The sequence below is a fragment of the Deinococcus sp. HSC-46F16 genome, from assembly GCF_024171495.1.
Lineage (GTDB): Bacteria > Deinococcota > Deinococci > Deinococcales > Deinococcaceae > Deinococcus.
On the sequence record NZ_JALJZW010000003.1, the window covers coordinates 53,391 to 77,500 of the forward strand.

General features: G+C 69.5%; 18 protein-coding genes and 1 CRISPR repeat array (1 of these 19 only partly in view). Of the genes, 11 read left to right on the plus strand and 7 right to left on the minus strand.

The annotated features are described in order from the left end of the window. Nucleotides 1-4 precede the first annotated feature (4 nt). The 7 genes from L1280_RS07900 to L1280_RS07925 all read left to right on the plus strand — a co-directional run bounded on the left by L1280_RS07900 (nt 5) and on the right by L1280_RS07925 (nt 6,247). Nucleotides 5-1,237 carry an acyl-CoA dehydrogenase family protein gene (locus L1280_RS07900; protein WP_253581845.1) on the plus strand — a complete coding sequence of 411 codons (1,233 nt, stop codon included), beginning with the start codon at nt 5-7 and terminating at the stop codon, nt 1,235-1,237. A 147-nt stretch (nt 1,238-1,384) separates the two neighbouring features. Beyond that, nucleotides 1,385-1,939 carry a CbrC family protein gene (locus L1280_RS15825; protein WP_371922897.1) on the plus strand — a complete coding sequence of 185 codons (555 nt, stop codon included), beginning with the start codon at nt 1,385-1,387 and terminating at the stop codon, nt 1,937-1,939. A gap of 13 nt (nt 1,940-1,952) precedes the next feature. Further along, complete coding sequence (locus tag L1280_RS07905) at nt 1,953-2,771, plus strand: SDR family oxidoreductase (protein WP_253581554.1); 819 nt, start codon at nt 1,953-1,955, stop codon at nt 2,769-2,771. Next, entirely contained in the window at nt 2,768-3,850 is a 1,083-nt protein-coding gene (locus tag L1280_RS07910) for a phosphotransferase (RefSeq protein ID WP_253581555.1), read from the plus strand. Before L1280_RS07905 ends, L1280_RS07910 begins: the two co-directional genes overlap by 4 nt. Next, nucleotides 3,847-4,602, plus strand: coding sequence for a type II toxin-antitoxin system death-on-curing family toxin (locus L1280_RS07915; RefSeq protein ID WP_253581556.1), 756 nt, complete (start codon nt 3,847-3,849; stop codon nt 4,600-4,602). The genes L1280_RS07910 and L1280_RS07915 overlap by 4 nt, the downstream gene beginning before the upstream one ends. After that, nucleotides 4,599-5,303, plus strand: a complete 705-nt coding sequence (locus L1280_RS07920) for a histidine phosphatase family protein (protein ID WP_253581557.1) — start codon at nt 4,599-4,601, stop codon at nt 5,301-5,303. Before L1280_RS07915 ends, L1280_RS07920 begins: the two co-directional genes overlap by 4 nt. An 11-nt stretch (nt 5,304-5,314) precedes the next feature. Beyond that, nucleotides 5,315-6,247: an alpha/beta hydrolase gene (locus tag L1280_RS07925; protein WP_253581558.1), complete on the plus strand. Its 933-nt coding sequence runs from the start codon at nt 5,315-5,317 to the stop codon at nt 6,245-6,247. Here the strand turns inward: L1280_RS07925 and L1280_RS07930 are convergent. Further along, nucleotides 6,244-7,377, minus strand: a complete 1,134-nt coding sequence (locus tag L1280_RS07930; RefSeq protein WP_253581559.1) for a diguanylate cyclase — start codon at nt 7,375-7,377, stop codon at nt 6,244-6,246. The genes L1280_RS07925 and L1280_RS07930 overlap by 4 nt on opposite strands. Nucleotides 7,378-7,734: 357 nt before the next feature. Here L1280_RS07930 and L1280_RS07935 point away from each other — a divergent pair, with 357 nt between their 5' ends. Both L1280_RS07935 and glf read left to right on the plus strand, forming a co-directional pair. Next, nucleotides 7,735-8,907 (plus strand): glycosyltransferase family 1 protein, encoded by a 1,173-nt coding sequence (locus L1280_RS07935; RefSeq protein ID WP_253581560.1) that lies wholly within the window; start codon nt 7,735-7,737, stop codon nt 8,905-8,907. A gap of 22 nt (nt 8,908-8,929) precedes the next feature. After that, nucleotides 8,930-10,081 (plus strand): UDP-galactopyranose mutase, encoded by a 1,152-nt coding sequence (gene glf / locus L1280_RS07940; RefSeq protein ID WP_253581561.1) that lies wholly within the window; start codon nt 8,930-8,932, stop codon nt 10,079-10,081. 59 nt (nt 10,082-10,140) lie between these two features. Here glf and L1280_RS07945 read toward each other — a convergent pair whose 3' ends face one another. After that, nucleotides 10,141-11,001, minus strand: a complete 861-nt coding sequence (locus L1280_RS07945) for a tryptophan 2,3-dioxygenase (protein ID WP_253581562.1) — start codon at nt 10,999-11,001, stop codon at nt 10,141-10,143. Nucleotides 11,002-11,024: 23 nt separating this feature from the next. Next, entirely contained in the window at nt 11,025-13,058 is a 2,034-nt protein-coding gene (locus tag L1280_RS07950) for a GMC family oxidoreductase (protein WP_253581563.1), read from the minus strand. 119 nt (nt 13,059-13,177) lie between these two features. Between L1280_RS07950 and L1280_RS07955 the strand changes: the two genes are divergently transcribed. Both L1280_RS07955 and L1280_RS07960 read left to right on the plus strand, forming a co-directional pair. Further along, nucleotides 13,178-14,023: a VOC family protein gene (locus L1280_RS07955; RefSeq protein ID WP_253581564.1), complete on the plus strand. Its 846-nt coding sequence runs from the start codon at nt 13,178-13,180 to the stop codon at nt 14,021-14,023. A gap of 78 nt (nt 14,024-14,101) precedes the next feature. After that, complete coding sequence (locus tag L1280_RS07960; RefSeq protein ID WP_253581565.1) at nt 14,102-17,161, plus strand: GAF domain-containing protein; 3,060 nt, start codon at nt 14,102-14,104, stop codon at nt 17,159-17,161. 78 nt (nt 17,162-17,239) lie between these two features. Further along, nucleotides 17,240-21,905: a CRISPR direct-repeat array (repeat unit 29 nt; unit sequence CGGGCCATCCCCACACCCGTGGGGAAAAC). Nucleotides 21,906-21,973: 68 nt separating this feature from the next. On the opposite strand, the gene cas2e is transcribed toward L1280_RS07960, so the two are convergent. The 4 genes in view from cas2e to cas5e are tightly spaced (at most 22 nt apart) and all read right to left on the minus strand, a layout consistent with a single transcriptional unit that may run on beyond the window. Next, nucleotides 21,974-22,297, minus strand: coding sequence for a type I-E CRISPR-associated endoribonuclease Cas2e (gene cas2e, locus L1280_RS07965; protein ID WP_253581567.1), 324 nt, complete (start codon nt 22,295-22,297; stop codon nt 21,974-21,976). Continuing rightward, on the minus strand, nt 22,287-23,249 hold the full coding sequence (cas1e, locus tag L1280_RS07970; RefSeq protein ID WP_253581568.1) for a type I-E CRISPR-associated endonuclease Cas1e: 963 nt from the start codon (nt 23,247-23,249) through the stop codon (nt 22,287-22,289). The genes cas2e and cas1e overlap by 11 nt, the downstream gene beginning before the upstream one ends. A gap of 22 nt (nt 23,250-23,271) precedes the next feature. Then, complete coding sequence (gene cas6e, locus L1280_RS07975; protein ID WP_253581570.1) at nt 23,272-23,907, minus strand: type I-E CRISPR-associated protein Cas6/Cse3/CasE; 636 nt, start codon at nt 23,905-23,907, stop codon at nt 23,272-23,274. Continuing rightward, a protein-coding gene (gene cas5e / locus L1280_RS07980) for a type I-E CRISPR-associated protein Cas5/CasD (protein WP_253581571.1) crosses the window boundary here: on the minus strand, nt 23,904-24,110 show its final stretch. Its footprint extends 492 nt past the window's final position; only the last 207 of its 699 coding nucleotides appear in the window; the start codon falls outside the window, past its right edge — the gene reads right to left on this strand; its stop codon occupies nt 23,904-23,906. The genes cas6e and cas5e overlap by 4 nt, the downstream gene beginning before the upstream one ends.

The following is a 24,110-nucleotide window of genomic DNA, read 5'->3' on the forward strand; positions in this document are numbered from 1 at the left end:
CGCCATGTTCGACGTTTCGCCCCGCACCCGCGACCTGCACGCCCGCCTGACCGCCTTTATGGACGAGCACATCTACCCCAACGAGGCCGAGTTCCACCGCCAGGTGAACGACGGCAACCGCTGGGAGCATGTGGAGCTGATCGAGGACCTCAAGCCCCACGCCCGCGAGCAGGGCCTCTGGAACCTCTTCCTGCCGCCCGCCAGCGACCCCCGGGGCGAGTTCGGCCCCGGCCTGACCAACCTCGAATACGCTCCGCTGTGCGAGGTGATGGGCCGGGTGTGGTGGGCGCCTGAAATCTTCAACTGCAACGCGCCCGACACCGGCAACATGGAGGTGCTCGCCCGCTACGGCACCCCCGAGCAGCAGGAGCAGTGGCTCGTGCCCCTCCTGAACGGCGAGATTCGTTCCGCCTTCTCCATGACCGAGCCGGAAGTGGCGAGCAGCGACGCGACGAACATCCAGGCCAGCATTCAGCGCGACGGCGACGACTACGTCATCAACGCCCGCAAGTGGTGGACCTCTGGGGCGGGCGATCCCCGCTGCGCGGTCAGCATCTTCATGGGCAAGACCGACCCCAATGCCGAGCGGCACCTCCAGCAGTCCATGATCCTGGTGCCGATGGACGCGCCGGGCGTGACCACCGAGCGGATGCTCACCGTCTTCGGCTACGACGACGCGCCGCACGGCCACGCCGAGATGACCTTCGAGAACGTGCGCGTGCCCGCCTCCTCCATCCTGCTGGGTGAGGGCCGGGGCTTCGAGATCGCGCAGGGGCGCCTGGGGCCGGGCCGCATCCACCACTGTATGCGGCTGATCGGGCAGGCCGAGCGGGCGCTGGAGCTGATGGTGGAACGGGCCTCTCAGCGGGTCGCGTTCGGCAAGCCGCTCGCCGCGCACCAGCACGTGCGGGAGGCCATCGCGCACAGCCGCATGGAGATCGACCAGGCCCGGCTGCTGACCCTCCAGGCCGCGCACATGATGGACACCGTGGGCAACAAGGCGGCGCGGGGCCAGATCGCGGCGATCAAGGTGGTCGCGCCCAATGTCGCCCTGCGCGTCATTGACCGCGCCATCCAGATTTTCGGCGGCGCGGGCGTCAGCCAGGACACCCCCCTCGCCATGATGTACGCGCAGGCCCGCACCCTGCGCCTCGCCGACGGCCCCGACATCGTGCACACCGAGACGGTGGCGAAGGAGGAGTTGCGGGCGCGGGGCGTGGACCTGCGGCGGCGTTAAGGAGATGAGATCACACTTGATTGTGCTGGGGCACTGCGGTTCCCCTCTGATTCCTCCCCGCTATTTCCGTACCAATTTTGCTAGGGCGGCAGATCGGCTGTTCCGGGAGAAGGACGAGCTTCTGCGCCGCCTGAGTAATGTGTAGCCATGCCACTTCATGCCGAGTCCGCTTCAGCCCTTCCCGCTTTCCCTTATTACGCTGACCCTCTGGCTGATGGCTGTTTCGAGCAGCGGCCTATCGCCTGCGAGGTGTGTGGTCAGGCGCGCGAGTGGGCGTATGTCGGTGGGATGTATGGAGAGGACGACCCCGAAACTATCTGTCCATGGTGCGTGGCCGATGGTCGCGCGGCGGCTCAGTTTGAAGGCACCTTTCAGGACGTGGACTTCTCGGAGACAGCCAGCGCAGAAAGCGTGACGGCTGTTCTCCACCACACTCCACGCGTGATTCTCTGGAATCCCATCCACTGGCCGGACCACTGCGGCGAGTGCTGCACGTACCTGGGAACCCTCACGCCCTCGGAGCAGCCGGAGATCACGTCTCACGAAAGCGTTCAGCAAGAAGCCGCTGAGATTGCTCGGTCCATGTCCCGCACTTGGACCAGTGAGGACGCGCTGAACTGTGCCGAGCAGGGCACCCTGACGCTCCACCTCTTTCAGTGCCGCACCTGTCAAACCTACCGTCTGTCCCCAGACGGAACTTGAAGGAGAACCCCTCATGGACTTCCAGAATAAGATCATCGTCGTCACCGGCGCCGCCTCCGGCATCGGCCTCGCGCTTGCCACCCGCTTTAGGCAGGAGGGCGCGACCGTCATCGCCTCCGACCTCAACGCGGACACCGGGGCACAGAAAGCCGCCGAGATCGGTGCCCGCTTCGTGCCCGCGAACGTGGCCCAAGAGGACCAGATTCAGGCCCTGATCGCGGACGTGCTGGGGCGGGAAGGCCGCATCGACCTCTTCTGCTCGAACGCCGGAATCGCTATCGGCGAGGGGCCGGAGACGCCCGACAAGCAGTGGGACCTGATCCACCGGGTCAACGTGATGAGCCACGTCTGGGCCGCCCGGCACCTCCTCCCGCACTACCTGGAGCGCAGCGAGGGGTACTTCCTGAACACGGCGTCGGCGGCAGGCCTGCTCACCGAACTGCACTCGGCCCCCTACGCGGTCACCAAGCACGCGGCGCTCGCCTTTGCCGAGTGGCTGGCGATCACCTACGCCGACCGGGGGGTCAAGGTGTCGGCCCTCTGCCCGGAAGGGGTCTGGACGCCGATGATCCAGAACGCGCCCATCCTGCAACAGACGGCGATTACGACCGATGAGCTGGTGGACAAGACGCTGGAAGTGCTGCGGCGAGACGGTTTCCTGATCACCACGCACCCGACCACCCTCCAGTCCTTTCAGAAAAAGGCTGCCGATTACGACGGCTGGATCGGCGGCATGCGGCGCCTGCGGGAAAAGGCGATGGCGCTGCTGGCTGGGCACCAGGCGCGTCAGGCCGGGGGGGACGCGCCCCGCAGCACCGAGGGGCACCCGTGACCCGTCCCGACACCGCGCCCGTGCGCCCCGGCGAGGAACTGCCGCTGGAGGCGCTGAAGGAAGCGCTGCGCGGGAAGGTGGGGGGCGACGTGGACGCGCTGGAGGTTGAGCAGTTCCCCGGCGGATTTTCCAACCTCACGTATCTCCTGCGGCTGGGCCAGGCGTCTGAGGGGGGGCAGGAATACGTGCTGCGCCGCGCTCCCCTCGGCCCGGTGGCGGCCAAGGCCCACGACATGCCGCGCGAGTACCGCCTGCTGGAGCGGGTGCATCCGGTGCTGCCCGTCGCGCCCGAACCCGTACTGCTGGTCGAGGACCCCGCCGTGATCGGTGCCCCCTTCTACCTGATGGAGCGGCGGCGCGGGGTGGTCGTGCGGACGAAGTTGCCGCCCGACTACGCCGAGTTGCCCGACGCCCCCCGGCAGCTCTCGGAGGCGCTGGTGGACACCCTGGCCGACCTGCACGCGGTGGACATCGGCGCGGCGGGGCTGCGCGACCTGGGCAAGCCCGAGGGCTTCAATGCCCGGCAGGTGGAAGGTTGGGCCGGGCGCTGGCGCCGCGCCCGCACCGACGACCTGCCCCCGGTGGACGAGTTGCACGACGAGGACGTGATCGCTTGGCTGACCGCGAACACGCCCCCCGAGACGGCCCACACCCTCGTCCACAACGACTTCAAGCTCGACAACCTGATGCTGGACCCCGCCGACCCCGCGCGGGTGGTCGCGCTGCTCGACTGGGAGATGACCACGGTGGGCGACCCCCTCGCCGACCTGGGCCTGACCCTGACCTACTGGACGATGCCCCAGCAGCCGGGCGGAGCCGAGAACCGCGTCGGGGCGGCGGCTCCGGGGTTCCTGAGCCGCGAGGACTTCCTGACCCGCTACGCCGAACGCAGCGGGCGCGACGTGTCGAACGTGACGTGGTACGAGGTGCTGGGGCACTTCAAGCTCGCGGTCATTGTCCAGCAGATCTACGCCCGCTACCGCGCCGGGCAGACGAAGGACCCCCGTTTCGCGCCGCTGGGCCAGCAGGCCGCGTGGCTGATCGGGGAGGCGTGGCGGCGGATTGAGGAGACAAAATGAAGGAGATGTCGTACAAGGATGTTGAGGATGTGCATTGGACACTAGTAGGGTTTTTCAAAGATGATTTGGATTCAATTGACCCTCCTGGAGTCAAAAGCTCAGACCTATTGCACTCTGCTATTTCACGTCCTTTGACGGGAATTATGAGCGGCATTGGATTTATATATAAATATACGACAATTAACCACAGAGCCGCCGCACTTCTTCACTCGCTCATAAAAAATCATGCCTTTTACAATGGCAATAAGAGAACCGCCTTAGTGTCTGCTGTTAGATACTTAGACATGAATCAAGTAGCTGTTGACGCTACAGAGGATGAGTACTTTGATCTAGTTGTGGATGTGGCTAAAAATAACTACCCTAGAGGTGTGGTTGGGAACTCTGATAGCGAAGTGGGTTATATACTTGATTGGTTTGAAAAGAGGACAAGACGCCATGAAACTGCTCTGAAAGTTATGAGCACCCAAGATTTTCTAGACAATTGTATGAAAATGGGAGCTAAGTACAGAGAATCTAAAGATGGAAGAAGCTTTGTGGTAACCTACAGAAGAAAGACAGTCACCATAAATCGTAGGCATAGGACCCTGCAAGGCGCAGTTCAGAGAGATTTTATTAAAAAGCTGGGATTGTCAAGGGGGCAGACCGGGGTTAGGTTCGACGAGTTTCAAGATGGCATAGATCCTAACAAGAATATCATTGACAAGCTTGTGCTCGTAATGCGACGTTTGGCAGCTTACGACCGCGAACAATGAGCCAGCTCATCCTCGTGCGGCACGGGCAGGCCACCCCCTTCGAGGCCGACACCGACCGCCTGTCCCCGCTGGGCGAGGCGCAGGCCCGCGCGGTGGGCGAATATCTGGCCGAGTCCGGCCTGGACCCCACCGACGTGATCTCCGGGTCCCTGGTGCGCCAGCGCGAGAGCGCTCGCCTTGCCTCGGAGGGAGCGGGGGGTGGGTGGCCCGACCCCGTCACCGACCCCCGGCTGGCCGAGTACGACGGGGACGGCCTGATCCGTACCCTCGCGCCCCTGCTGGCCGCCCGCGACCCAGGGTTTGACGCCCTGCTGCGGGCCTCCGAGACTTCTCGGCAGGGTCCCGACCGCAACCGCCACCTTCAGCGGATGCTCGAACCCCTGGCCGCCGCCTATCTGCGGGGCGAGGTCGCGCACGCGGACGTGGAGCCGTGGGCGGAGTTTCGCGCCCGCGTCCACGCCTTCCTGCGCGAGTTGCTGGCGGGACCGTCCGGGCGCACCGTGCTGGCCTTCACCTCCGGCGGCGTGATCGGGGTGACCGTCGCAGCGGTCCTCCGCGCCCCCGACGAGTCCGCCCTGACCCTGAACTGGCGCGTCCGCAACGGCAGCCTTACCCGGCTGACCTACGGCGGGGGCCGCGCCAGCCTCGATTCCTTCAATGAAACGGCCCACCTGACCGAAGCCCTCTCGTCCTGGCGCTAAAGGAGCCTCCCATGTCCCTCGACCCCCATCTCAAGGAAGTCCTGCTGATGCTGGCCGCCGCCCCCCAGCCCACCGGCTTGGAGGAAATGCGGGCCGCCGTGGTCGCCAACGCCGCCCGGATGCCCAGGCGCCCCGTGCAGATCGCCGGAACGCGCGACCTGACGGTTCCCGGCCCTGCCTCCGACCTCCCTGCCCGGCTGTACACCCCGGAGGGCGAGGGGCCGCACCCGCTTACGGTCTACTTTCACGGCGGCGGCTTCGTCGCCTACTCCATCGAGACGCACGACAGCGTGTGCCGGGAAATCTGCGCCGTGGCGAACTCGGCCGTTTTGAGTGTCGAGTACCGCCTCGCCCCCGAGCACCGCTTTCCCGCCGGGGTGGAGGACGCCTACGCCGCGCTGACCTGGGCCGCCGCGCACGGGGAGGAGCTGGGGGCGGACACCTCCCGCCTCGCCCTGGCCGGGGACAGCGCGGGGGCGAGCCTGTGTATCGCCTGCACCCTGCTGGCGCGGGAGAACGGTGGCCCGCCCATCCGCGCCCAGTTGCTGATCTACCCGGCCGCCGATTTCGTGAACACCGACCGCTACCCCAGCCGCCGCGAGAACGCGGAGGGCTACTTCCTGACGGAAGAGCGGATGCGCTTTTTCGGGCAGATGTATCTCTCGGACGTGACCCACGGCGCCCATCCCCACGTCTCGCCCCTCCATGCCGCCGAACTGCATGACCTCCCGCCCGCCCTGGTGATGACGGCCGAATTCGACCCGCTGCGCGACGAGGGGGCCGCGTACGCCGAGGCACTGAGGGCCGCAGGCGTCCGTGCCGAGCACCTTCCCGGCCCCGGCATGATCCACGGCTTCGTCAACATGACGGCCCTCTCGCCCGCCGCGGCCGGGCTGCTCGACCGGGCGGCGGCGTGGCTGGGGCAGGAACTTTCGGGAGCCTAACCCCCCACGGGCTCGGGGGGCGGGCCGCCCACGCAGACGCGGTCGCGCCCGGTCGCCTTGGCCCGGTAGAGCGCGGCGTCAGCGCGGGCCACCCAGCGGTCGAGGTCGTCGCCGGGCTCGGCCTGGGCCACCCCCAGGCTGGCCGTCACCCGGCCGACCTCGGGAAAAGGGGGGTGGCCGATTTCCCGGCGCAGACGTTCGGCCACCTGCTCGGCCCCGGCGGCGTCGGCACCCGGCAGCACGATCAGGTATTCCTCACCGCCCCAGCGCCCCACAGTATCGCTGCCGCGCAGGTGCTCGCGCAGCCGGGTGGCCGCCTGGGTCAGCACCGCGTCCCCGGCATTGTGGCCGTACCGGTCGTTGATTCCCTTGAAGTGGTCGAGGTCCAGCAGGATCAGGCAGGCGGGCTGGCCCGAGTACGGCCCGGAGGGCTCCAGCAGCCGCTCGACGGCCGCATACAGGGCGCGGCGGTTGGGGAGCCCGGTCAGGGCGTCGGTGTTGGCCAGTGCCTCCAGCGTGAGCCGTTCCCCGCGCTCCAGCAGGAAGTGCTGGCGGTACCACGCCAGTCCGTAGAGCAGAACCAGAATGGCCCCACAGGTGAGCTGCACCCGCACGAGTTCGGGCAGGTCGCCGGGGCCGCGCCCGCGCAGAGCGAGGCCCGTCCACGGCAGCGCCACGCAGAGCGCGTAGAGCCCCAGCGACACCAGCAGCGCTCCCCGCGCACTCAGCAGCAGGTAACTCAGGATGGAGAGCGCGACCAGCATCCAGTAAGCCGCGCTCGCCAGCCCCAGCGCGGCCGCTTCCGGCGCGATCAGGGACAGCGCCATCTGGGCACCGATCGCCAGCACGTTGGCCACGAACACCACCCGCTCGGCCACGACCAGGGATCGCCGCCGCAGCAACCATGCGGCGGTCCACAGGCACATCAGCAGCAGCAGCGGATGCGCGTACAGGACGTAGGGGTCGTAGGGACCGCGCTGCCACGTCAGCAGCCAGACCAAGGCCAGCACGACGGCCCCCGCCCCCAGCGCAGCGAGGTAGAGGCGTCGGCGCAGCTCCTCGGACGCAGGCCCCCCCACTCCCTCCGGCAGGGTGGGCGGCGGGAAGCGGCGGCGGTCCGTGACGGGCATCTGCCTCCGAGCGTACCAAGCGGCCGGGGGTTCGCCCCGTTTGCCGTGTGCTCTCCGATGAGAAGCTTATTAAGGCATATTGTGGACTTTTACATAGCAGGATGAAGCTTTTCTCCAGGCTTGTTCTGGCCGCTTCTCGTGGGGGGACCCTAGAATGTGCCTGTCCCCACACGCAATTTCGCGTGCTGGCGAATGGCGGAAGCGAGAGCGACCAGAACCCTACGGGACGCTCCCCGCCAACATACGCAGGCAGGCAAAGAGTTGCCAGGGTTCCTGCGGGCTGTGCCCCGTTTCGCCGCGCACAGCCGCCTTTTCCTGATGTTCACCCTGCGGAGGGCTCTTACCATGAATCTGTCCATGACCCCACTGCCCACCCGTATGGCCGCGCCCGCCCTGCTCGTCGTGGCCCACCTGCGCTGGGACTTCGTGTTTCAGCGCCCCCAGCACCTGATGACGCGGGCGGCCCGCTCGCGCCGGGTGTACTACATCGAGGAGCCGGTCTTCGGCGCCCACACCGACCACCTCGAACTGCACGAGGACCCCAGCGGCGTCACCGTGGTCAAGCCCTACATCGAAGAGGGCCACAGCCCGGCCGAGTCGCAGGCGCGGACCGCCCGCTTGCTGTGCGGACTGGTGAAGGAGCAGGGCTTAAGCGAGTACGACCTGTGGGTCTACACGCCCTACGAGCTGCCGATCACGGCCGGACTCACCCCTCGCGTGACCGTCTATGACTGCATGGACGAGCTCGCCCAGTTCAAGGGGGCACCGCCCGAGCTGCGTGAGCGCGAAGAACAGCTTTTCGAACAGGCCGACCTCGTCTTCACGGGCGGGTACCGCTTGTACGAGGCCAAGCGTGAGCGCCATGCCGGGGCGCACCCCTTTCCCTCCAGCGTGGAGGTCGAGCACTTCGCCCGCGCCCGCCAGACCCCGCAGGACGCCCCCGACCAGCGGGACCTGCCCCGGCCCCGGCTGGGTTTTTACGGCGTGATTGACGAGCGGTTCGACATCGAACTCATCGGGGAACTCGCCCGCCGCCGCCCGGAGTGGCAGTTCGTGCTGCTGGGGCCGGTCGTGAAGATTGACCCTGCCGACCTGCCGCGCGGCGAGAACCTGCACTACCTCGGCATGAAGAGCTACGGCGAACTGCCGACCTACCTCGCCCACTGGGACGTGGCGCTGCTGCCCTTCGCGCTGAACGAGGCGACCGAGTTCATCAGCCCGACCAAAACGCCCGAGTACCTCGCGGCGGGCGTGCCCGTCGTGTCCACGCCCATCCGCGACGTGGTGCGTCCCTACGGGGAGAAGGACCTCGTGCGAATCGCCGAAGGTGTGAACGCCTTTGAGGCCGCTTGCGCCGAGGCCCTCGCCGAGCGCCCCACCCCCGCCGGGGAAGAGCGCCGTGCCCGCGCCGACGCGCACCTCTCGACCCTCTCGTGGGACCGCACTTGGCGCGACATGAGCGCCCTGATCGAGCGGGCGGCCGCCGAGAAGCAGGCCGACAGCGCCCTGGCCGGTGTGGCCGATGACTGAACCGTTTTCCGGCAGCGTTAGCATGGATTCCGTGACCTCCGGCAGCTCTTCCAACGGTTTCGATTACCTCATCGTGGGGGCAGGCTTCGCGGGCAGCGTGCTCGCCGAGCGCCTCGCCAATGATGGCAAGCGCGTCTTGATCGTGGACCGCCGCCCGCACATCGGCGGCAACGCTTACGACCGCTACGACGACGCGGGCATCCTGATTCACCCCTACGGCCCGCACATCTTCCACACCAACTCGAAAGAAGTCTTCGACTACCTCTCGCGTTTCACTGCGTGGCGCCCCTACGAGCACCGGGTGCTCGCGAGCGTGGACGGGCAACTGCTGCCCATCCCAATCAACCTCGATACCGTGAACCGCCTATACGGGCTGAACTTGACCTCCTTTCAGGTCGAGGAGTTCTTCGCCTCGGTCGCGGAGAAGGTCGATCAGGTTCGCACCTCCGAGGACGTGGTCGTGGGCAAGGTCGGGCGCGACCTGTACAACAAGTTTTTCCGGGGCTACACCCGCAAACAGTGGGGGCTGGACCCCAGCGAACTCGACGCTTCGGTGACGGCCCGCGTGCCCACCCGCACCAACCGCGACGACCGCTACTTCGCAGACACCTACCAGGCAATGCCGCTGCACGGCTACACCCGGATGTTCGAGAACATGCTCGCGCACCCGAATATCAAGGTGATGCTGAACACCGACTACCGGGAGATTCAGGAGTTCATCCCCTTCGGGCACATGATCTACACCGGGCCGGTGGACGCCTTCTTCGACCACTGCTACGGCAAGCTGCCCTACCGCAGCCTGGAGTTCGTCCACGAGACCCATGCCCGCGAGGTGTTCCAGCCCACCGGCACGGTGAATTACCCCAACGACTACGGGTACACCCGCATCAGCGAGTTCAAGTACATCACCGGGCAGGAGCACAAGCACACCTCGGTGGTCTACGAGTACCCCCGCGCCGAGGGCGATCCCTACTACCCGGTGCCGCGCCCCGAGAACCAGGAACTGTACAAGAAGTATGCGGCGCTGGCCGACGCCCGCCCCGACGTGACCTTCGTGGGCCGCCTCGCCACCTACCGCTACTACAACATGGACCAAGTGGTGGCCCAGGCCCTCGCCACCCACCGCAAGCTGACCGGGCAGAAGACGGCGCCCGAACCCGCAACGGTCGGCTGAGTCCCGCCCCCACCCCCACCCTTCCGCCCCAGCTCCTCGCTGGGGCTTTTTGCTGGCCGTTAGAGATTCGTCCGCACGTCCCACAACTCCGGAAACAGCACGACCTCCAGTGCCCGGCGCAGGTAGCCCGCCCCGCTGGTGCCTCCGCTGCCGCGCTTGAAGCCGATGGTGCGCTCGACCGTCGTGAGGTGATTGAAGCGCCACGCCCGGAAATTGTCCTCCACATCGAGCAGCTTCTCGGCCAGCTCGTACAGGTCCCAGTAGCGCTCGGGGTCGCGGTAGACCGTCAGCCAGGCCTCCAGCACGGCGGGGTGCGCCCCGTGCGGGCGGGTCGGATCGCGCTCCAGCACCTCGGCGGGGATGGGCAAGCCACGGGCGGCGACCAGGCGCAGGGTCAGGTCGTACACGCTGGGGGCGTGCAGCGCCTCCTCCAGCGGGCCGTGCAGGTCGGGGCGGTGGGCGTGGGGTTTCAAGAGGGTGGGGTTGCGGTTGCCCAGCAGCACCTCCACCATCCGGTAGCCCGCCGACTGAAAGCCCGACGCTTCCCCGAAGGCCCAGCGAAACTGCAGGTAATCCGCCGGGGTCATCGTCTTGAGGACCTCCCAGGCGGCCGTGAGCTGCTCCTGTGCCCGTACCACCCGCGTGAGGCCCTTGAGGGGCGCGTCGGTGATGCCCGCCGCGAGTTGCTCCATCGCCGCCCGCAGCTCGCGCACGATCAGGGAGAGCCACAGTTCCGAAACGTGGTGCACCGTGATGAAGAGGTGCTCGTCATGCGCCTGGGTAACCGGCTGGTGCGCCGCGAGCAACGTGTCGAGGTGCAGGTAGTCGCCGTAGCTCAGGCGGCGGGTGAAGTCCAGCCGGGCCTGCTCGGGCGAGTCCCGGTCCGGGGCGGGCGGGTCAGGGGTAGGGGAGGAGGTCATGGCCGCAGCTTAAGGCAAGTTGTCTAGGGGGATGGGTCTCCGCTTGAGCCTGCCGTCACCGCCTCCGGCTTCCGCTGGGCCGACGCCCCCGCCTCCTGCGCGATGAAGCGGGCCGTGCGCCGGGCCAGCGCCATCACGCTGACCATCGGGTTGGCACCCGAGGAGGTCGGAAAAGCACTTGAATCCCCGATCCAGACGCCGGGCGTGCCGTGCAGCTCGCCGCGCGGATCGGCCACGCTGGTCTGCGGGTCCTGGCCCATGCGGGCGCTGCCCATCTGGTGGGCGCTGAAGACCGCGTGCCCGCCGCGCCCGATGGAAAGTCGGCGCAGCCCGGCGATCCAGGCCCCCAGGTCCTCGCCGCGCTGCCAGGGCCGCACCCCGTCGGCCAGCGCGGAGATGCGCTCGGCCCCGGCCGCCGCCAGAATCCGGGCAACCGTGCCCTGGCCGTGCCAGTAGTTCTCCACGTCGAGGGGGTCGGTCACCGCATAGGTCACGCGGGGCTGGCCGCGCTCGTCCAGAGTGACCTCGCCGCTCCCCCGGTCGCGGGTCAGGTGAATCAGGGTCACGCTGCGGGCGTGGTCGGCCATCAGGGTCTTGTGCGCCGCGCCGCCGGGCCACGCCGCCGCCGACGCGAAGAGGCCGGTGGTGTACTGGCTCGTCTCGATCAGGTAACCGAAACCTTCCGTGCGGCCCGCGAACTCGTCCACGATGGCGGCTTGGGTCGCGCCCCACCAGGCGTCCTGCTCACCCGCGAATACGCCCGTCAGCGCTCCGCAGGGGTGGAGGTGCAGGTGCTTTCCGGCGGCTGGTCCCCCCAGCCCCGAGCGCAGCAGCAGGGCGGGCGTTTCCAACGCCCCTCCCGCCACGACGACCTGCGGCGCCCGCACGGTGACCTGCCGGGGGCCACTGTCCGTCTGCACGGTCACCGCGACCCCCGCCGCCCGCCCCCCTTCGGTCAGGATGCGGTCGGCGGTTGCCCCCTCCACGATGCGGGCACCCCGCGCTGCGGCGTCCTTGAGGTAGGTCTTGAGGGTGCTCTGCTTCGCGCCCGTCGCGTCCCCGAAGCCGATGTGCCCGGCGTGCCGGGGATCGTGCCGGGCAAGGTCCACGTTGCGGTAGGCCCGGCGCCAGCGGTAACCCAGCCGCAGCGCTCCTTCCAGCATCCGCTGGTGGGTGCCGTTGTACTCGCTGGCCTGGTCGGTGGCCCCGATGCGCTCCATCACGGCGCCGATATCGGTGTCGAACTCGGGGCCGTCCACTCCCTCTAGCCCGGCGTGTGCCCACTCGCGCCGCACTTCGGGCGGGGTGCGGACGCAGTTCATCCAGTTGACGGTCGTGCCGCCGCCCAGGGTGCGCCCGGCGATCAGCGAGACGTTGGCGTCGGCGGTTGGGGTGAAGCCCCCGCGCCAGTAGAGGTTCTGGTAGGCCCACAGTTCCGAGCGGCCGAGTTCGGCGTCGGCGTGCTGCCTCCCCGCCTCCAGCACGAGCACCCGCAGGCCCGCCCCGGCGAGCTCGCCCGCGATCACCCCGCCGCCCGCCCCGGAGCCGACGACCACCACGTCGGCCTCCAGCGTCTCGCCCTCCTCCGGGGTCAGCGTGGGCACGTCGCGCTCGGTCGCCGCTTCCGTGAAGGTCGGCCCCGCGTAGCCGAACTGCCGCCAGAAGGGGTTCGGAGCGCCCTCGGCGCCGGGGTGCGCGTAGGTCAGCATCAGGAGGAGGCGGCGCAGCCCGGCGATCCCCTGCGCTGCCTGCGGGCTGAGGCGGGCCAGGCCGCGCAGTAGGCCCTCACGCAGCGCCAGCGGCGTTTCCGGGCGCAGGCCCGCGCGGGCCAGCACGTCCAGCAGGCGCTCGGCGTCCCTGCGCCCGGCTTCCGGCAACCCGGCAAGAACCTGGGCGGCGAGGTCGGGCGAGCCGGTCGCGCTGCCGGGGGTGGCATAGAAGTGCTGGCTGTGGGGGGCGTGCGGGTCGGAAGGGCGCCGCAGCGCGGGCACGAAGGTGTCGGTCAGCGCCCGCAGGGTCCGGCGCTGGGTGGGGGTCAGGGGAGCAGGCTGGGACATGGCACTCCGGGAGGGCAGGGGAGAGGCCGCGCGGAGTTGCCGGGCGGCGGGGAGACCTTCAGAATTTCGGTAGACCCAGTCTAGCAAAGCCCCGCCTGCCCCCGGAGTACGCTGCCCGCATGGCTTCCCCCATCCTCGACCTCGCGGGCGTGACGCTGGAGGTCAACCACCTGCCGCGCGGGGTGCGCTTCTATACCCAGGTCCTGGGCCTGACCCTGCTGGAGCACGACGAAGGCCGGGGCGTGGCCCAGTTCCGGGTAAATGACGCGCAGACGCTGACCCTCTGGAAGCCGATCACCCGGCAGCCGAACGACCCCCGGCTCGCGCCCCTGCACGTGCGGGGGGCCTCGCACCTGCACTATGCGTGGCAGATTCAGCCCCACGAGCTGGACCGCTGCAAGGCCCTGCTGGACGAGCACGGCCTGGGCTGGCAGGAGATCGACCTCGGCACCCCCGAGCGGCCCGATCCCACCGTCTATTTCTTCGACCCCTTCGGGCACGGGCTGGAGCTGCGCGGGGTGGACCTCGCGGACGGGCGGCAACCGGCCTACCCCCCCACGCCGGGGGACGGCGAGCGTGGCCCCCACGCCCTCCCGGTCCTGGGGCTGCGCGAGGTGGCGCTCGCCTTCGGGGACTACCCGGCGATGAAGGAGCGGCTGCCCCGCGCTTACGGCTTCGCCTTCGCCAAGGAGCAACCGGACCGGGATTTCGCCCAGTTCACCCTGGGGCCGGACCCCGAACCCGACGGCAACGGCACGCCCCGGCGCTGGCTGTATGCCTGGGACCCGCAGGTGGGACTGGCCGACATGTTCGGCGGCGACCATGTCTACGCCCAGTTCTATGCGCGGGTGGAGGAGGTGCGTGACCGGGTGCGGGCCGCCGGGCTGCCCCATGTGGAGGAAGGCGGCGTTCTCGCCGTGCGCGACCCGGAGGGCCACGTGTTCGAGTTCCGGCCGCCGCGCTAGGGGAGGCGCCCCGCTCCGCTACAATCCACAGCCGATGCCCCGCCGCCCCGGCTCCTCCTTGCCCCAGGGCGTCCGCCCGTGACCCCCGTGCCGGACGCCCTGCCCGCTGCCCTCGCCCGCTGGCTGGACTTCGCGGACGACGCCGTGTTTGTCGTGGACGGAGACGGCCGCATCCTGTATGCCAACGCGCTGACCGGGCAGCTCGCCGGGCAGGACCCCGCCGCGCTGGCAGGCCGGGTGCTGGAGCGCGACTTCGCGGGGAACTTCAGCCCGCGCTGGGCCGAGTTCCGGGACCGCGCCCGGCAGACGGGCAAGCCCACCGAGTACGAGGCCCCCAGCCCGCTGCTGGGCGGGTGGGTGCGGGTGCGGGTGGTGCCGCACGGGCACACGCTCGCCGTGCAACTGCGCGACGTGACGCCCCTGCGCCGCGCCGAGGCCCTGCAAGATCTCAGCGCGGCCCTGGCCGGGGCGCACACGCCCGCCGACGTGCTGGGGGCGCTGCTGCGGGGGGCGGTGGCGGGGGCCGGGGCGGCCGGGGGAGAGATCGTGGCCGGGGAGGGCGGCTGGCCCCGGACCACGGTGGGCAACCCGCTGCCCGAGTCCGACCTCCCCGCCGAGGCCCGGCGGACACGGCAGCCCGTCTTCCGCTCCGGAACCCCGGTCCCCCTCGCCGCCCTGCCGCTGTGCGTGGAAGACGAGGTCTGGGGGGTGTTGACCCTGGCGTTCGGGGCGGGCGAGCAGCGCCGTTTCGGGCCGCCCGAGCGGGCCTTTCTGGCCGCGCTGGTGCAGCAGGGTGCCCAGGCGCTGGGCCGCCTGCGGGCGGAAGAACGGCTGGCCCGGCAGGCGGAGGTGCTGAACACCCTGGGCCGGGTGGGGCCGTCCATCGCCGCCGAACTCGACCTCGGGCGGCTGATGCAGGCCGTGACTGACGCGGGGGTGGCCCTCAGTGGGGCCGAGTACGGAGCGCTGTTCTACAACCCGTCCGGCGCCGAGTCCTTTCCCCTATACACGCTGTCGGGGGCGCCCCGCGAGGCTTTTGCCGCCTTTCCCCCGCCGCGCCCGACGCAGGTGTTCGGGCCGACCCTAACCGGGCAGGCCGTGGTGCGCTCGGGGGACATCACCCAGGACCCGCGCTTCGGGCACAACGCCCCCTACCGGGGCATGCCGCCGGGGCACCTGCCGGTGCGCAGCTACCTCGCCGTGCCCGTGGTGTCGCGCTCGGGAACCGTGCTGGGGGGGCTGTTCTTCGGGCACGCGGAGCCGGACCACTTCGACGAGCGGGCCGAGCATCTGCTGGTAGGGCTGGCGGCGCAGGCGGCGGTGGCCCTCGACAACGCGCAGCTCTATCAGGAGGTGCAGGAGGAACGCGCCCGGCTGGAGGGCCGCGTGGCCGAGCGCACCCGCGAACTCGCCGAGCAGGCCACGGCGCTTAAAGCCTTCGTGCGGTTTACCGAGGCGGTGGGCACCCGCACCGACGTGCACAGCCTCGCGCGGGAGGCGCTGGTCGTCTTCCGCTCCTTTTTCGCCGAATGCAGCGCGGCCTACTACGAGCGCGAGGGCGAGCTGTGGCGTGCCCGCGTCTGGACCGACGACATCGCCCCGGAGGTGGTGGCCTCCATCACAGGGGGGATTCCGCTGGAAGCCCCCGCTTTCGCCGAGGCCGCCCGCACCCGCGAGCCCGTCTTCGTGGACGGCTGGGACGCGGGCGAGCAGCAGGTCGCCGAAACCGAGGAGTACGGCACGGTCGCCCTCTACCCGCTGGCGGTGGGGCCGGAGGTGCCGGGGATGCTCGCGGTGGGCCTCAAGACCGAGGGCCGGTGGTCCGAGCGCGGGCGGGCCATCGTGAGTTCGGCCGGGCGCAGCCTCGCCCTGTCGCTGGAGCGGGCCGACAGCGCCCGGCAACTCGCCGCGCAGCGCGACGCCCTCGAGGCCCGCACCCGCGCCCTGGAAGCTTTCGCCGACCTCTCGCGCGACCTCACCCTGGAGGCCGACGCGGGGCTGCTGATTCGCCGGGCACAGGAGATCATGCTCTCGCTGCTCCCGGACGGCTACTCGGTGTACTGGGAGCCGGAGGAACGTCTGTGGGTGAAGCGCTCGCAGGTGGGCGACCTGCGCAGCGAGGCCCTGCAACGCGAGCTCGACGGCGGGCTGCCGCTGCGGGAGACGCCGACGATGTGGGTGCCTTACCAGACGGGCGAGCCGCTCTACCAGGACACCTACGACGGTGACCGCGACGGGCTGGGCGAGCAGGTGGACCACATCGCGGCGGTGGCCTCGCTGCCCGTGCGGGTGGCGGGCGTGGTGCAGGGGGTGATCGTGGTGGGCCTGTTCGGGGGGCGGCGCTGGACCGGGACCGACCGGGCGGTGCTCGACACCGTGGCCCGCAGCCTCAGCCTGACCCTGGAGGGGGCCGACAAGGCGCGTGCCCTCCAGCGGCGCACCGCCGACCTCGAGCGCAGCAATGCCGAACTCGAACGCTTCGCCTACGTCGCCTCGCACGACCTGCAAGAGCCGCTGCGGACCATCGCCAGCTTCACCGAGCTGATCGTGCGGCGGCACGCGGAGAGCCTCGACCCCCAGGGCCGCCGCTACCTCGACTTCGTGGTCCGGGGCGCCGAGCGGATGAAGAGCCTGATCGACGACCTCCTCGTTTTCTCGCGCCTGAACGCGGTGCAAGAACCGCTGATGCCCGTACCCAGCGCCGAGCCGCTCGCGGAAGCGCTGGGCCGTCTGCACGGCGCCACCGAGGCGGCCGGGGCGCAGGTTGTGACCGGCGAGCTGCCCACCGTGCTGGGAGCGCCGGGCGAGTTGACGCAACTGTTCCAGAACCTGATCGGCAATGCGGTCAAGTTCCGCCGCGAGGGCGTGGCCCCCGTCGTGGAGGTCCGCGCCGTTCCCGACGGCGACTTCTGGCACTTCACGGTGCGCGACAACGGCATCGGCTTCGAGCCGCAGTACGCCGAGCGCGTCTTCCAGATGTTCCAGCGCCTCAACCTGCGCGAGCGCTACGAGGGCACCGGCATGGGTCTCGCCATCGTGCGCAAGATCGTGGAGCGTCACGGGGGCCGCGTCTGGGCCGAGGGCGAGCCGGGGGTAGGCAGCACCTTCCACTTCACGCTGCGTGGGCGAGGGGAGTAGGGGGAGGCGCGGACGCGAGAGGCTGTTCCATAGGCGTGGGGCACTCGAAAGTCTCAACTCCGAGACTCAAGCCGGGGTAGGGCCATCCCCACACCCGTGGGGAAAACTGGGCCATGCCCTGCTGAATCTGGGCGTTCTGCGGGCCATCCCCACACCCGTGGGGAAAACCGCGGTAACGGTCAGTCTCGCCGTTCTTCTTCCGGGCCATCCCCACACCCGTGGGGAAAACCTCGCTCATGCGCTCCAGCGCCATCAGGCGCTCGGGCCATCCCCACACCCGTGGGGAAAACCGCATTCGCTGCGTGGGCGCTGTAAGCCGCTGCGGGCCATCCCCACACCCGTGGGGAAAACGCCGTCTCCGGTGTCTATGTTGGCGGCCTCGCCGGGCCATCCCCACACCCGTGGGGAAAACATCTGCGACTTTGGCCCGGAGTTGGACCTGCTCGGGCCATCCCCACACCCGTGGGGAAAACTGCACACTCGCCCGGCAGATGGGGCAACAGGTCGGGCCATCCCCACACCCGTGGGGAAAACTTCGTCGCCCTGCCCACCACCGACCCCGAGGACGGGCCATCCCCACACCCGTGGGGAAAACTCCGCACCGAAGGCGGCCTGCCCACGGGCGAGCGGGCCATCCCCACACCCGTGGGGAAAACGCTCTCCGATGGTGGGAGAGCGGTCACAGTGGCGGGCCATCCCCACACCCGTGGGGAAAACACCCTGCCGCACACGTAGCAAGTCCCGCGCACCGGGCCATCCCCACACCCGTGGGGAAAACCAGCCCATCACCCTGTTCGGCATCGGCACCCGCGGGCCATCCCCACACCCGTGGGGAAAACGGGCCAGTTCCTCGTCCATCATCGCCCGTTGCAGGGCCATCCCCACACCCGTGGGGAAAACCACGCTGCCCGCGCTGGAGGCTGAGTTGACCACGGGCCATCCCCACACCCGTGGGGAAAACTGGCCGAGGTCCATCGTGTCGATGATCTGCATCGGGCCATCCCCACACCCGTGGGGAAAACCCAGCGTGACGCGCAGCAATGACCCCGGAGGTCGGGCCATCCCCACACCCGTGGGGAAAACGAGGGTAGGCCGCCGCCTCATGCCCGCTCCGCCGGGCCATCCCCACACCCGTGGGGAAAACGGAGTAGCCCAGCGCCCTAAGCTCTGCCTCCGCGGGCCATCCCCACACCCGTGGGGAAAACCCCGCCGCGAGGCCCACAAGCCCCGCAAGGTGCGGGCCATCCCCACACCCGTGGGGAAAACCGTTTGGGGGGGCAGGAGCGGCGGGCGCATCCCGGGCCATCCCCACACCCGTGGGGAAAACGGGGCCACCTTCAGCACCCGTCCCCCCACCGCCGGGCCATCCCCACACCCGTGGGGAAAACTCCCCGTCGTCGGGGGACTGGCCGGAGTTGCGCGGGCCATCCCCACACCCGTGGGGAAAACGCGGCGGCGCTCCAGGCCGCTCAGGGCGGCTTCGGGCCATCCCCACACCCGTGGGGAAAACTCTACAGAAAAGGTTAGCTCTATGCCCCGGCGCGGGCCATCCCCACACCCGTGGGGAAAACGGTGACGTACACACGCACCCTGTCCCCGGCGTCGGGCCATCCCCACACCCGTGGGGAAAACATTCGCGCCCGCGCCGCCGATCTGCTGGGGCGCGGGCCATCCCCACACCCGTGGGGAAAACTCCGACTCGCGCCGGGCGGCGATTTCCACGTCCGGGCCATCCCCACACCCGTGGGGAAAACGCGGCGCTGGCGGTGATTCGCCGCGAGCTGCGCGGGCCATCCCCACACCCGTGGGGAAAACGCAGTATCGGCAGCGTCCCGACTCAACTCGTCCGGGCCATCCCCACACCCGTGGGGAAAACGCGCTGTCGCTCACCGCCTGCTGCACTGCCGCCGGGCCATCCCCACACCCGTGGGGAAAACGCGGGCGGGCCGCCACGCCTGCCCGCCCTGGCCGGGCCATCCCCACACCCGTGGGGAAAACAATTTCGCCCCCTGCCGGATGGCGAGGTCGATCGGGCCATCCCCACACCCGTGGGGAAAACTTCTTTGTTGCCATCGCTGGCGTCCCGGAAGGCGGGCCATCCCCACACCCGTGGGGAAAACGGCGAAGTGGTTCGCCGCGAGTTCGGCGCGGGCGGGCCATCCCCACACCCGTGGGGAAAACACGGACTCGGCCCACTCGGGGAGGGAGAGAAATGGGCCATCCCCACACCCGTGGGGAAAACTGCCGATCAGTTCATCGGCCAGATCGGAGGCCCCGGGCCATCCCCACACCCGTGGGGAAAACGAGTACGGCACCCGCAGGCGGGCGGCCACGCCCGGGCCATCCCCACACCCGTGGGGAAAACGCGAGAGGAGATGCGTCGTGGCTGACACCCTCCGGGCCATCCCCACACCCGTGGGGAAAACGCCGACGAGGTCAACCCCACCATCGGGGCCATCGGGCCATCCCCACACCCGTGGGGAAAACGTGCCGATGCCCAAGCAACCCAGCATGGCCGACGGGCCATCCCCACACCCGTGGGGAAAACAAGGCTTACAGGTTCGGTCATGTCGGGGTTTCCGGGCCATCCCCACACCCGTGGGGAAAACTTGCTGACCGGGTGCAAGTAGCTGCCGCTGCCCGGGCCATCCCCACACCCGTGGGGAAAACGCCTCCATGCGGGTCATCTCCGCGTCCCATTCCGGGCCATCCCCACACCCGTGGGGAAAACACCCACTCCCCCGTGATGGTGGCCGGGTCGGGCGGGCCATCCCCACACCCGTGGGGAAAACTAGGCCCGCCCGGTGCCCATCAGCGTCCACCGCGGGCCATCCCCACACCCGTGGGGAAAACCCAGTAGTTCACTGGGGCGCTGTAGTCGTCTACGGGCCATCCCCACACCCGTGGGGAAAACGCAATGGCGACACCGGAGCGGCGGATGTAGTGCGGGCCATCCCCACACCCGTGGGGAAAACGGCACCGGGGCGGGTTCCGGCTTCGGGGCGGGCGGGCCATCCCCACACCCGTGGGGAAAACCGTCGGTGGGGGCGCTCGCGGCTTCTGTAAACCGGGCCATCCCCACACCCGTGGGGAAAACTTCAACTCCAGCGTCACCAGCTCGCCGGGCAGCGGGCCATCCCCACACCCGTGGGGAAAACCAGTTCAACGAGCATGGACCCAACCGCCGCGCCGGGCCATCCCCACACCCGTGGGGAAAACTAGAGCACGGTCAGCGCGGCCAGCAGGTACGCCGGGCCATCCCCACACCCGTGGGGAAAACGGCGAGGCGAGGAGCACCTGCACAGGGCCGTGCGGGCCATCCCCACACCCGTGGGGAAAACCACGCCCCGCACTGACCCCAACACCTACGCGACGGGCCATCCCCACACCCGTGGGGAAAACGGAAGCGGTAGGAATCAGTATTCCCGTCCTGCCGGGCCATCCCCACACCCGTGGGGAAAACTTTTTCCCGAAGCGGGCGTGCAGGGGGTCGCTCGGGCCATCCCCACACCCGTGGGGAAAACGGGAACCCGTGACCCTGCAACCGGGCGGCTTCCGGGCCATCCCCACACCCGTGGGGAAAACTGCGCGTCACCCGTGAGCTGGTGAACGGCTACCGGGCCATCCCCACACCCGTGGGGAAAACTAGAGCACGGTCAGCGCGGCCAGCAGGTACGCCGGGCCATCCCCACACCCGTGGGGAAAACTTGCCTGCCCAGTTGATCGGGCGCGTCTCGCACGGGCCATCCCCACACCCGTGGGGAAAACCAGGCACCAAGTGGGGAGAAATCGCAGCGGCCCGGGCCATCCCCACACCCGTGGGGAAAACTGGCAGCCCGGATGACCCCACGCTTTGCTGCTCGGGCCATCCCCACACCCGTGGGGAAAACTGTGCGGCAGGGTCGCCACGGGCGGCACCGTGCGGGCCATCCCCACACCCGTGGGGAAAACCTCGCTCACCCCTGCCCGCGCCGCAAGCTGGGCGGGCCATCCCCACACCCGTGGGGAAAACCGTGAAATGAGGAAGAAAAATTATTACGCCAACGGGCCATCCCCACACCCGTGGGGAAAACGCCCGCAGGGCATCGTCCATTTCGGCCCAGTCCGGGCCATCCCCACACCCGTGGGGAAAACGATGCGTTCCAGCAGCTCCATGTGGGGCTGGGCGGGCCATCCCCACACCCGTGGGGAAAACTCGGTCGCCACGGCGGTATCGGTTGCGCCCGCCGGGCCATCCCCACACCCGTGGGGAAAACCGCCTCCCGCTCCCCGTTCAGCCGGGCGAGGTCGGGCCATCCCCACACCCGTGGGGAAAACATGCTGGGCTACACGTCCAGCATCACGGGGGGCGGGCCATCCCCACACCCGTGGGGAAAACTTCTGGGCGGCGAGGCGGTCCTCTCCCAGTCGCGGGCCATCCCCACACCCGTGGGGAAAACCCACCACAGGGGGCAGGGATGACGGGCGAGGACGGGCCATCCCCACACCCGTGGGGAAAACGAGCAGCGCCACAGCCTGCGGCCCTGCGTGTCCGGGCCATCCCCACACCCGTGGGGAAAACTGAGCGCGTCCGACCTCGGGCGGGCAGCGGGGCGGGCCATCCCCACACCCGTGGGGAAAACGCGGTGCCCGACAGGGTTGGCGTAGGGCACGACGGGCCATCCCCACACCCGTGGGGAAAACGGCGATGATCTGCGCCCGTTTCGCTGCGTTGTCGGGCCATCCCCACACCCGTGGGGAAAACACTTCAGAAACGCGGCCTCTCCTGCTCCTCACCACCGGAGAAGGCCCGTACCCCCTCCTCGATTCAAATCACAATTTGTCATCGTCCTCTGGAGGGTTGTACTCCTGGGCCAATTCTGCATAGCGGGCATTGCGGACGGCAACGAGCTGGTATCCGTCGAGGTCAACTACCCGGCGGGTCACGTCCCCGTGGGTGCGAATCACAAAGCCCTGCTCGTTGTTCGCCCGGTAGACCTGGGTGCAGCGGCCACGGCGGGTATGCCCCACAGCTTTGTCCCACAATAGATCGCGCACCAGCGCCGAGGCGTTGCCCACGTACACGCCCGGCTGCACCTCGATCAGCCAGCGCGAGAGTTCGCCGCGCAGGCTCTCGGGCACGGCCTCAAGAGTCATGATCAGCATGGTTCACCCCACCCGCCGCGTTGCCCTCCGGGTCCCACAGGTCGCCGGGGGCCGTCGGCTCGGGGTCGGGGTCGTCGCCGCCCAGCAGGTGCAGGAGGTCAGCGGCCATGCGCTCCAGCAATCTCAGCTTGGTCATGTGGTCGCGCAGGCCCGTGCGGACACGCCGCTCCAGATCGTCGCCGGGGGTGGCCGCCTCGCGGAAGGCGACGGGCAGCACCACCTCCAGCTTGTAGAGGTCGGCCACGTCGTAGACGAAGCTGAGCATCTTGCCGGTGTGGACGAAGCCCAGCGCAGGGCTGTAGCCCATGCTCAGGATCGCCGCGTGCGCGAGGCCGTACAGGCAGGCGTTCCCGGCGCTGACCGCCTTGTTCACGGGCGTGGCGCGGTTCCAGTCCTGCTGCTTGTACTGGCGGGTGTCCCACTTGACCCCGTGCGCCCGGCTGTAGCGGGCATAGGCGTCGCGCACCCGCGCCCCCTCGCGCCCGCGAATCTGCTGGAGGGTGAGGTCCTCGGGCAATCCTTCCGGAAAGCGCATCGCGTACATCTGGCGCACCACGCGCAGGCGGCTGTGCGGATTGGCCCACAGCAGCGCCTGCCGCTGAAGCCGCGCCGCGCTACGTGTTTCACCCAGGCCGCTGGCGTAGAGCCGCACACCTTCCTCGCCCACCCACAGCAGCGAGCAGCCCGTGTCGGAGAGGGCCTTGACCGCCTCGTGGCTGACCGAGCAGCCCGGCCCCAGCAGCAGCACACTGAGGCTGGCCGCCGGGATGGTCACCATGCCCTCCGGGTGGTAGGCCCGCACGCCCCGGCCGTCCTGCTCCAGTTTGCTGTGGTCGAGGTAGAGATAGGTCGTCCCATCGCGGAACTTGGGCAGCTCGCGCAGGTTCTGCCGCTGCCAGACGATGGCGTTCGAGGTCGGTGGGATGGAGGCTGGATCGGTCATGGAGTACCTCCGGGAGCGGGGATCACCCCGGTCCCAGGCTCAGCAGCCCGCAGCCCAGCGCCTTCGCGTGGCCCAGGCCGCCGCGCACCGCGTTCAGCAGGGCTGCCGGGTCGGTGACGCACAGGCGCCCCTCGAAGGTGACGGTGTGAAGGGTCAGCGTCTGGGCGCCCTTGCGGGTGCGGACGGTGCCGCTGTGGGCGATGTCGGCGGCGAGGAGATCGAAGCCGTGCTGCTCGCCCTGCCGTTCCAGCCAGCCGAGCTGTTCGTGCGGGCCGCGCAGGGCGTGGCGGCGGCTGCGGCCCCGCTCGTCGAGCTTCCGCACGGTCACGTTCGCCCGCAGGCGGAAGCGCAGGGGGCGGCCGGGGGTCAGCGCTCCGGTCAGGTCCACCGCCTTGACCTCCCAGGCCCGCAGCGAGCCGGGGTTCCGGGCGTTCAGCGCCTCCCAGTCGGGCGGGGTCAGACTCTGGACGAGGAGGCCAGCACGGTCCTCCTGTCGCCACAGCAGCCGCTCACCGTTCGGCAGGGGTGCTCCCTCCACCCCCGCCCCCGGAAAGGCCCAGCGCAGGGTCTGGTGCAGCGCGTAGGGGCTGGCGAGGTCGCGGGCCGTGCGGGGGTTGCGGTCGTCGAAGGTCAGGCGGGAGAGGTGCAGCGGGGTCATGCCCCCACCTCCTCGGGTGGGGACAGCCGCAGCCAGGGGTCGGGTTCGGGGGCCAGGGGCAGCGTCACCGTCAGCACGTCGCGCGAGAGATAGCGCCGCCGGGCGAAGGGACCATCGGGCACGTCCTGCCGCCGGGAGGGGGACGCGGAGGCCCGCAGACGTTCCGGCACCGCCTCCCGGTCGAGGACGAGCCGGTAGGGCTC

Coding starts and splice junctions, on each gene's coding strand:
- L1280_RS07900 (WP_253581845.1), top strand. CDS start 5: ATGTTCGACGTTTCGCCCCGCACCCGCGACCTGCACGCCCGCCTGACC.
- L1280_RS15825 (WP_371922897.1), top strand. CDS start 1,385: ATGCCACTTCATGCCGAGTCCGCTTCAGCCCTTCCCGCTTTCCCTTAT.
- L1280_RS07905 (WP_253581554.1), top strand. CDS start 1,953: ATGGACTTCCAGAATAAGATCATCGTCGTCACCGGCGCCGCCTCCGGC.
- L1280_RS07915 (WP_253581556.1), top strand. CDS start 3,847: ATGAAGGAGATGTCGTACAAGGATGTTGAGGATGTGCATTGGACACTA.
- L1280_RS07920 (WP_253581557.1), top strand. CDS start 4,599: ATGAGCCAGCTCATCCTCGTGCGGCACGGGCAGGCCACCCCCTTCGAG.
- L1280_RS07925 (WP_253581558.1), top strand. CDS start 5,315: ATGTCCCTCGACCCCCATCTCAAGGAAGTCCTGCTGATGCTGGCCGCC.
- L1280_RS07930 (WP_253581559.1), bottom strand. CDS start 7,377: ATGCCCGTCACGGACCGCCGCCGCTTCCCGCCGCCCACCCTGCCGGAG.
- L1280_RS07935 (WP_253581560.1), top strand. CDS start 7,735: ATGACCCCACTGCCCACCCGTATGGCCGCGCCCGCCCTGCTCGTCGTG.
- glf (WP_253581561.1), top strand. CDS start 8,930: ATGGATTCCGTGACCTCCGGCAGCTCTTCCAACGGTTTCGATTACCTC.
- L1280_RS07945 (WP_253581562.1), bottom strand. CDS start 11,001: ATGACCTCCTCCCCTACCCCTGACCCGCCCGCCCCGGACCGGGACTCG.
- L1280_RS07950 (WP_253581563.1), bottom strand. CDS start 13,058: ATGTCCCAGCCTGCTCCCCTGACCCCCACCCAGCGCCGGACCCTGCGG.
- L1280_RS07955 (WP_253581564.1), top strand. CDS start 13,178: ATGGCTTCCCCCATCCTCGACCTCGCGGGCGTGACGCTGGAGGTCAAC.
- cas2e (WP_253581567.1), bottom strand. CDS start 22,297: ATGACTCTTGAGGCCGTGCCCGAGAGCCTGCGCGGCGAACTCTCGCGC.
- cas1e (WP_253581568.1), bottom strand. CDS start 23,249: ATGACCGATCCAGCCTCCATCCCACCGACCTCGAACGCCATCGTCTGG.
- cas6e (WP_253581570.1), bottom strand. CDS start 23,907: ATGACCCCGCTGCACCTCTCCCGCCTGACCTTCGACGACCGCAACCCC.